This window comes from Methylobacter sp. BlB1, assembly GCF_015476545.1.
Lineage (GTDB): Bacteria > Pseudomonadota > Gammaproteobacteria > Methylococcales > Methylomonadaceae > Methylobacter.
Map to the genome: position 1 here is coordinate 1 of NZ_JADMKV010000103.1, position 9,361 is coordinate 9,361.

Consider the following 9,361-nt stretch of genomic DNA (forward strand, 5'->3'; position numbering starts at 1 on the left):
CACTGATCGTTGCGATCGAAGAGAAAAAGCTTGCAAAACGGAGGAGTCCATATATACGCTGAGGTACTAAGCGCATCAATCGTGGGCAATGCGCCTCCTATGCTATACAGATTTTGCTTGACCCCGCGCTGCTTTACTTTTGTATCAACCCGTCTAATCTCAAGGAGGCACCATATGAACGCTAAAAAAGCCTGGATGCATACACCTGATGCCGGAGGTGTAAAAATTCCCCCGCCGGTCCGCAGCCGAATCACCGAGCGAATTACCCGATATGCCGAGGCGCAGTATGGCGGACGGTACTCGCGCCTGAATATTCGCTACAGAGGCGTTTTCTGTTATATCGATGCTTACGTAGAGCCTACTGAGCCATCCCCCGAACTGCTAAATATTACCGGCGAGACTCGTGAGGAGTTCATGGATCGCATGAGGAATACGCCGGTTCATCTTTGCCGGCTGCGGTATTTTGGCGATGAAGATGCGTGGGGGCTGGCTTTCTATACGTACAGCAATGAGCGCTATGAACTGTGCATGTTCCGTTCTGGAGGCTTTTTTGGCCCGGTCGAGGAAGCATTTGATATCGGGGCAATGTACCTGTCCGCAGAGTAACGATGCTGCTGCGATCACGTCTTCGCCGGCTTGTAGGCTGACGGTTGTCGAACCGGCCGAAAGCATTTCCCGGTGCAGGTGCGGATTCGTCTACCAACAGTAGGCGCTCTAGGCGAAGCGCCTACTGTTGGTATCCGCACAGTGCGAATGAATTCGCACCTGCCATTTTCTGATTTATTCCAGGCTCATTGCTTAAGAATAGAATAACAGTCGGAATGTGGGAAATAAGGCTCAAGCAATACCGTTTTCACCCTGAGCCTTATGCTTCGATCACCCCTGCAACGCCTTCAACACCGCCTGCATCGTCTCATTGGCATCGCCGAACAGCATGCGTGTGTTTTCCAGCACGAACAGAGGATTACCGACGCCGGCGTAGCCCGATGCCATGCTGCGCTTGAGTGCGACCGTGGCGCCACCTTTCCAGCATTCCAGCACCGGCATGCCGGCGATCGGGCTGTTTGGGTCATCGAGCGCCGACGGGTTGACGATATCGTTGGCGCCGATCACGATAGTGACGTCGACGTTGGGGAAATCCTCGTTGATTTCATCCATTTCATACACGATGTCGTAAGGCACTTTGGCCTCGGCCAGCAATACGTTCATGTGCCCGGGCATGCGTCCTGCCACCGGATGGATGCCGAAGCGGACTTTCTTGCCTTTTTCCCTTAATAGTTTGGTGATTTCATTGACCGTGTGCTGGGCCTGCGCCACCGCCATGCCGTAGCCGGGGATGATCATGATGTTCTTGGCCGCCAGCAGCAATTGCGCGGTTTCTTCGGCATCGATAGGGTAGACCTCGCCTTCAACGGCCGCCGCCTCGCCCGTGCCGGTACCGAAACCGCCGGCGATGACGCTGATGAAATTGCGGTTCATGGCGCGGCACATGATGTAACTGAGGATAGCGCCGCTGCTGCCGACCAGGGCGCCGGTCACGATCAGTAAATCGTTGCTGAGCATGAATCCCGTGGCTGCGGCGGCCCATCCGGAGTAGCTGTTCAGCATCGATACGACGACAGGCATGTCAGCCCCGCCGATGGCCATGACCATGTGCACGCCGAAAATCAGCGCGATGAAAGTCATGATTAACAGCGGGTAGAGGCCGCCGCCGGTTTCGGTCTGCTCCAGAAAGACCTGGCCCAAACCGATGACGAAAATCAGCAGGCCCAGATTCAACCAGTGCCTTAACGGTATCAGGAGTGGCTTGCCGTTGATTTTGCCGCTGAGCTTGCCGAAGGCGATCACCGAACCCGAGAAGGTAACGGCGCCGATTAAAATGCCGATGTAAATTTCCAGCTCATGGATCGTTTTTTCAGCACCCACGAGCGGGGAGCCGGTTTCCATGAAGTTGGCGTAACCGACCAGTACCGCGGCCATGCCGACCAGGCTGTGCATGATGGCGACCAGTTCGGGCATTTGCGTCATTTCAACCTTCAAGGCCGCCACAGCGCCGATCGCGCCGCCGATCAGCAAAGCCAGGATCAAAACGACGTAGGCGTTAACCGTACCGTTTAGCGTTAAAGTGGTAGCGATGATGGCGATGGCCATGCCGATCATGCCGTAGTAATTGCCGCGCCGGGCGGTTTCCTGGTGGCTTAAGCCGCTCAGACTCAAAATGAACAGAATCGTGGCGGCCAGATAAGACATCGTAATTAAGCTTTGAGACATCTTCTTCCCCTTATTTTCTGAACATTTCAAGCATGCGGCGCGTGACTAAAAAGCCGCCGGCAATATTGATGGATGCGATGAGTATGGCCAGGCCGGCCAGAATCATGGCGATTTTTCCCGGCGCCGAAATCTGCACCAAGGCGCCGATCACGATGATGCCGCTGATGGCATTAGTGACGCTCATCAGTGGCGTATGCAGCGCCGGCGTCACGTTCCAGATCACCTGATAGCCGATGAAACAGGCCAGCACGAAGACGGTAAAGTGCGCCATGAAAGAAGCCGGCGCGACCGCACCGATGCCAAACAAAGCGAGTCCGCCGATAACCAGCGGTATAAAGGGCTTGATGCCATCGGGGATGGCGTGTTTTTTTTCTTGTGCCTGGACGGCGGGGTAGGCGGGGGCTTCTGTTTGCGGAGGCGGGGCGGCCGATAAGGTGGGCGGCGGTGGCGGCCAGGTTATCTTGCCTTCCTTGACGACCGTTGCGCCGCGTATCACTTCATCGTCCATGTTGACGTCGAGCACCCCGTTCTTTTCGGGGCACAACTCCGTCAATAAATGCCTGAGATTGGTGGCGTACAGCTGGCTGGACTGGTTGGCCAGACGGCTGGGCAGATTGGAATAGCCGATAATCGTGACGCCGTGCCTGACCACGACTTTATCTTTTTCGGTCAGGGCACAGTTGCCGCCTTGCTCGGCCGCCAGATCGACGATGACGCTGCCCGGCTTCATCGATTCGACCATACCTTGAGTAATCAGCTCGGGCGCGGGCTTGCCGGGAATCAGGGCGGTGGTGATGATGATATCGACTTCCATGGCCTGGCGCGCAAACAGCGCCATCTCGGCTTCAATGAACTCTTTGGACATAGTTTTGGCATAACCGCCGGCTCCGGAACCTTCTTCCTTGAAATCCAGCATCAGGAACTCGGCGTCCATGCTTTCAATCTGTTCCTTGACTTCAGGCCGCGTGTCGAAAGCCCTGACAATCGCACCCATGCTCTTGGCCGCGCCGATAGCGGCAAGGCCTGCGACGCCGGCGCCGATTACCAGTACCTTGGCGGGCGGAATTTTGCCGGCCGCGGTAATCTGGCCGGTAAAAAATCGGCCGAAATGCTGTGCGGCCTCAATGACGGCCCTATAGCCGGCGATATTGGCCATGGAACTGAGCGCATCGAGTTTTTGCGCTCTGGATATGCGCGGCACGCTGTCCATAGCCAGCACGGTCGCGCCTTTGGCGGCCAGTTTTTGCATCAAGTCTTCGTTTTGCGCCGGCCAGATGAAGCTGATCAGATGCCCGCCTTCAGGTAGCAGCTCAACTTCATCAATGGCCAGTTCTGGATGGCTCTCTGGCGGCCTGACTTTCATGATGATGTCGGAGTCATTCCATAGCGTCTTGGCCGATTTGACGATTTGGACACCGACTTCTTTATAAGCCTCATCAGAAATATCGGCGCCGGCGCCGGCGCCGCTTTCCACACTGACTTCGAAGCCCATCTTAATGATTTTTTCAGCGGCTTCAGGCGTTGTAGCTACACGTTTTTCACCTTCATGGATCTCTCTGGGTATACCGATCTTCATACAGTCCCCTTTGTTGTTTGAGTTATTTAGGAGTAATTGAATAGCAAGATTTTGAATAACAATCGAAACCTTACTGCTGAGCATAGGAGATTAAGACCGGTTTTTCAATAAAAAATACAACGCCCATTATCGGCTGCCAGCTTCCGGAATCATGCGCCCGCGATCGCATGATTTGCAATTGCAGCAGACGGGTAAGGGCTTTTTACAATTTCACGCTGCGCAACCTGAGGGCGTTGCCGATAACGGATACTGAGCTGAAACTCATGGCGGCTGCGGCAATCATCGGGCTGAGCAGCAGGCCGAAGAACGGATACAGGACGCCGGCGGCGATCGGAATGCCGGCAAAGTTATAAATAAAAGCAAAGAACAGGTTCTGTTTGATGTTGGCCATCGTATGCCGGCTTAATCGCCAGGCACGGGCTATGCCGCGCAGGTCGCCTTTCACGAGTGTGATGCCGGCGCTCTCCATGGCAACGTCCGTGCCCGTGCCCATCGCGATGCCGACCTGCGCCTGAGCCAGCGCCGGCGCATCGTTGATGCCGTCGCCGGCCATCGCTACAATGCGGCCTTCGCCTTGCAGGCGCTTGATTATGTCGGCTTTCTGGTCGGGCAGAATTTCGGCCATAACCTCATCAATGCCCAGCTTTCTTGCGACGGCCTGGGCGGTGGTCCGGCTGTCGCCCGTGAGCATGACGATGCGGATGTGTTCGCTGTGCAGGGCCCGGATAGCTTCGGGCGTGCTGTCCTTGATCGGGTCGGTCACGCCGACGAGTCCTGCCGGCTTGCCGTCGACCGAGACAAACATGACGGTCTGGCCGTCGCTGCGCAGTTCTTCCGCTTGGACTGCCAGCTGGCCCGGATCAATGCCCAGGCTGTCCATCAGTACGCGGTTGCCAAGCGCAACTTCCCGGCCATCGACACGGCCCTTGACGCCCAGTCCGGTGACGGATTCGAAATCTTCGGCGCGAGCCGGCTCAATCCCTCGCAGCTCAGCGCCTTTGACTATGGCCTCGGCCAGCGGATGCTCGCTGCCGCGTTCGATGCCTGCGGCAAAACGCAGGAGATCGTTTTCCTGAACACCGTCGGCAGCCGTAACACTGACGAGCTTAGGTTTTCCCTCGGTCAGCGTCCCGGTCTTATCCACGACCAGCGTGTCAATCTTGCGCATCAACTCAATCGCCTCGGCGTTCCTGAACAGTATGCCGGCACTGGCGCCTTTGCCTGTCGCCACCATGATGGACATGGGCGTCGCCAGGCCCAGGGCGCATGGGCAGGCAATGATCAGCACGGCGATGGCGTTGATGAGCGCGTAAGCCATGCGCGGCTCGGGGCCGGCAAGAGACCAGGCGATAAACGTGACAATCGCGATAACCACTACGATGGGAACGAAATAACCGGCGATAATGTCGGCCAGCTTCTGAATCGGCGCGCGGGTGCGCTGCGCTTCGGCCACCATCGCCACGATACGCGACAGCAGCGTTTCCTTGCCGACTTTCTCGGCACGCATGACCAGACTGCCGGTGCCGTTGATGGTCGAACCGATAACGCGGTCGCCTTCGTGCTTTTCGGCCGGGATCGGCTCGCCGGTGACCATCGACTCATCTACTGAGCTGGCGCCTTCCAGCACGACGCCGTCCACGGGTATTTTTTCGCCCGGCCGCACGCGCAGCCTGTCGCCGAGCTGCACCGCATCCAGCGGTACATCGATCTCGGTGCCGTCGTCGCTCAGACGGCGCGCCGTTTTGGCCTGCATGCCGAGCAGTTGCTTGACGGCCTGGCTCGTCCGGCTGCGGGCGCGCAGTTCGATGACCTGGCCGAGCAGGATAAGGGTCACGATCACGGCAGAGGCTTCGAAGTAGACGCCAACCTTGCCGTTTTCCCGAAACGAAGCGGGAAAAATGTCGGGAAACAGTGCCGCGATCAGACTGTACAAATAGGCCACGCTCACGCCGAGCCCGATCAGCGTAAACATATTGAGGCTGCGGTTCTTCACCGATTGCATGGCGCGGACGTAAAAAGGCCATGCCGACCATAGACAGACTGGCGTCGCCAGCGCGAGCTCGACAAGCATGTGGGCGCGCGGCGAGAATAGCTGCGAGACAGGCCGCCCAGGCAGCATATCGCCCATGGCGACAAGGACCAGCGGCACGGTCAGCACGGCGGCAAACCAGAACCGGCGGCTCATGTCCGTCAGTTCGGGATTGCGCTCAGCCTGCTCGGCCTCAATGGTCCTGGGCTCAAGCGCCATGCCGCAGATCGGGCAGTTTCCCGGCTCGTTGCGGACGATCTCGGGGTGCATCGGGCAAACCCACTCCGTCCGGGAGACAGGGTGGGGCGTTTCGACAGGCTCAAGCGCCATGCCGCACTTCGGGCAACTTCCTGGATGGGCCGACTGCACTTCGGGATGCATGGGACAGGTGTAAGTGGTTGTCGCTATGCTGCTGTCGACTCTTGGCATGACTGTGTCCTTATCGTGAGTTAAAGTTTTACAATTGAAAATTTAAGCTCTGGGTATGCATCGCATACCATTTTCGGCGTTTGCCGATTCATTGCGACTTTGGTAAAGGTACGCAATGCGTACCCTACGGCAGCTTATAAAAGTTATCAATCGATTTTCAGGACTTTGGCGCCGCGGATTCTTCCCGTTTTCAGCTCGACCAGGGCTTCGTTTGCCTGTTCTAGGGTAAAGACCTGAATCTCGGGATTCAAGTTTATTTCAGCGGCCAGGCTCAGGAATTCCTGTACATCGGTTCGGGTAATGTTGGCGACACTCTTGATTTCTTTTTCCTGCCAGAGATGCTGCGGATAATCCAGTTGCAGCAAGCTCTGCTTGTCGTCTTCCTTGCGGATTGCGTTTATCACGAGCCGTCCGCCCGGCTCCAGGTTTGCCAATGCTTCCACGACGGGCTGCCAGGCCGGTGTCGTGTCAATGATGCTGTCCAGCTTTCTGGGCGCCCGATCAACAGTTTCGCCGGCCCACACGGCCCCCAGTTCCAGTGCGAACGCGCGTTCTTCGGCGCTTCTGGCAAACACGAACACCTCGGTATTCGGATAACGGTGCTTCGCCATTTTCAGGACCAGATGGCCGGACGCGCCAAATCCGGTCAGGCCCAAACGCTGTCCGTCTTTGATTCCTGTCAGTTGTAAGGACCGGTAACCGATAGCGCCGGCGCACAGCAAAGGGGCGGCCTGCAGGTCGGAAAAAGCTTCGGGAATCCGATAAGCGAAATTCTCGCTCACGGTCATGTATTGCGCATAGCCGCCATTGGCATCGCGGCCGGTGGCCTCGAAGACCGGGCACAGATTCTCATGACCGCTCAAGCAGAACTTGCATGTCCCGCAAGCGGAAAAGATCCAGGCGGCACCGACCCGGTCGCCCTCTTTGATGCGCTTGACCTTGTTGCCAATTGCTTCAACGCGGCCCACGACCTGATGCCCCGGGATGATAGGCAAATGCGGCGGCGGTGTTCTGCCTTCGATCTCATCGAGTTCGGTGTGGCAAACACCGCAGGCAGAAACCTTGAGCAGAATTTCTCTGTCGCCGGGCTCGGGAACGGGAAGTTCTATCCATTCAAGCGGCGCCTGATTGTCTTTTAAATCGCAGAGCTGTCTTAATAGCATCGCTTTCATGAAATTGCCTTTATAAATTATTTAGTTATTTGATTCGAAAGGTTATTTTCCCGGCAGTTCCACCATTAACATTAGATTATGTGGTATTATCCAGTCAATTTAACTACTCCGCCGCGCCGGTAACGGTAAGAGCGGCCTATATAATGGACATTGGTCTAATCCTTATTTTGATTCTTATCAATGGCGTTTTCGCAATGTCGGAAATGTCGGTTGTTTCTTCCAGAAAAGCCCGCCTGCAGAAGTTGGCTTCCGAGCGGCGGCCAGGCGCCAATGCGGCGCTGAAACTGCATGAAGAGCCCTCTCATTTTCTGTCTACCATTCAGGTAGGCATTACATCCGTCGGCATTTTGAGCGGCGCCTTGGGTGAAGATGCGCTGAAAACGCCTATTCATGAACAGCTTTTGAAAATTCCGGCGCTCGCGCCTTACGCCGAAGGCATTGCCCTGACAATGACAGTGGTTTTAATCACTTATTTTTCCGTGGTGATCGGTGAACTTTTCCCCAAAAGATTGGCTTTACTGCACCCGGAAAACATCGCGGTTGTCATCGCCCGACCGATGAGAGGTTTGGCCAAAATTGCCAGCCCATTGGTCTGGCTGCTGTCGTCTTCCGGAAACCTGTTGCTTCGAATCGTAGGCGCTCACCGTCCTCGAGAGGCTTCAGTCACCAATGAAGAAATCAAACTGTTGATGGAAATGGGCTCTGAAGCCGGCGTTTTCCATGCCAGTGAAGAAAGGCTGGTTGCCAATGTGCTGAGATTGGACGAACTGCGCGTCGGAGCGATTATGACGCCGCGTAAAGAGATTATCGCTGTCGATCTGGCGGCTCCGGAGGATGAGATTAAGCGGAAAATCGCCGATTGCCGGTGTACGCGCTTAGTGGTTTGCCGGGATGGCCTGGAAAACGTACTGGGCATTCTGCACCGCGGCGATTTATTGAAGTCGATGATGGAGGGCGTGTTTGATATTGAGAAAACAGTGCGTCCGGCGCTCTACGTTCCCGATTCCATAACGCTTACGCATCTTCTGGAGCTTTTTCGGGAAGAGCATGCCGATTTTGCCTTGATTGTCGATGAATACGGCGAAATGGAGGGCCTTGTGGCGCTCAGCGACGTCTTGACGGCCATCGTCGGCGATTTTCCCACTGAGGAGTCCGAGCTCGAACCTGATGTCGTCCAGCGGGATGACGGTTCATGGCTCATTGACGGCGGCGTATCGATAGCGAAGTTGAAGTCGGTGCTTGATATGGACACCGAATTCCCGGGCGAGACTGACAATGTCTACAATACTATCGGTGGATTCATTCTGTTCCATCTGGAAAGAGTTCCGCACGTGGCGGACAATTTCGAGTACGATGGCTGGCGTTTTGAAGTGGTGGACATCGACGGAACGCGGATCGACAAGATTTTGATCAGTTCCTTAAATCAATAGGCCGGTTTCGATTGCCTTTTTGTCAAAAATAGGAGTCCGTAATGATCTTCAAGGATTGAAGATCATTACGGATTAATGCTTATAGCGCCGGACTGCCGGGACAAGGTGCACAGCAGTTCGTCAAAATCGATTGGCTTGGTCAGATAACCGTTGAAACCGGCAGTTCTCGCCGTTTCACGATCCACTTCCCGTCCGTAGCCGCTCAATGCGATCAGCTGCGTCATTTTCAGGGCGGGATCTTGCCTGAGCGCCCGTGCCACCGCGTAGCCATCCATGCCGGGCAGGCCGATGTCGAGTAGCGCGACCTGCGGTTGTTCAGCCTGTGCAATTTCCAATGCCGTGTAGCCGTCATAGGCCAGCAATACCTCGTGCCCTTCACTGGTCAGCAGCACAGACAGACTCTGGGCGGCATCGCGGTTGTCGTCGACTACCAGAATGCGGAGCGGGCCTTCAT

General features: G+C 56.1%; 7 protein-coding genes. 2 read left to right on the forward strand and 5 right to left on the reverse strand.

What is annotated here, in order from left to right; translation table 11 throughout:
- Positions 1-174: 174 nt before the first annotated feature.
- Complete coding sequence (locus IT781_RS20865) at positions 175-606, forward strand: hypothetical protein (protein ID WP_194972104.1); 432 nt, start codon at positions 175-177, stop codon at positions 604-606.
- 270 nt (positions 607-876) lie between these two features.
- Here the strand turns inward: IT781_RS20865 and pntB are convergent, their stop codons facing one another.
- From pntB to IT781_RS20885, 4 genes are all read right to left on the reverse strand, one after another.
- On the reverse strand, positions 877-2,271 hold the full coding sequence (gene pntB, locus IT781_RS20870) for a Re/Si-specific NAD(P)(+) transhydrogenase subunit beta (RefSeq protein WP_194972105.1): 1,395 nt from the start codon (positions 2,269-2,271) through the stop codon (positions 877-879).
- A gap of 10 nt (positions 2,272-2,281) precedes the next feature.
- A complete protein-coding gene (locus tag IT781_RS20875; RefSeq protein WP_194972106.1) occupies positions 2,282-3,847 on the reverse strand; it encodes a Re/Si-specific NAD(P)(+) transhydrogenase subunit alpha in 1,566 nt (521 codons plus the stop codon).
- Positions 3,848-4,049: 202 nt separating this feature from the next.
- Positions 4,050-6,305 carry a copper-translocating P-type ATPase gene (locus tag IT781_RS20880; protein ID WP_255528739.1) on the reverse strand — a complete coding sequence of 752 codons (2,256 nt, stop codon included), beginning with the start codon at positions 6,303-6,305 and terminating at the stop codon, positions 4,050-4,052.
- Between the two features lie 146 nt (positions 6,306-6,451).
- On the reverse strand, positions 6,452-7,477 hold the full coding sequence (locus IT781_RS20885) for a zinc-dependent alcohol dehydrogenase family protein (RefSeq protein ID WP_194972107.1): 1,026 nt from the start codon (positions 7,475-7,477) through the stop codon (positions 6,452-6,454).
- A 143-nt stretch (positions 7,478-7,620) separates the two neighbouring features.
- On the opposite strand from IT781_RS20885, the gene IT781_RS20890 reads away from it, so the two are divergent.
- Complete coding sequence (locus IT781_RS20890) at positions 7,621-8,907, forward strand: hemolysin family protein (protein WP_194972108.1); 1,287 nt, start codon at positions 7,621-7,623, stop codon at positions 8,905-8,907.
- 65 nt (positions 8,908-8,972) lie between these two features.
- Here IT781_RS20890 and IT781_RS20895 read toward each other — a convergent pair.
- Positions 8,973-9,361: response regulator (locus IT781_RS20895; RefSeq protein WP_194972109.1), on the reverse strand; the 389-nt coding region annotated here is incomplete at its 5' end.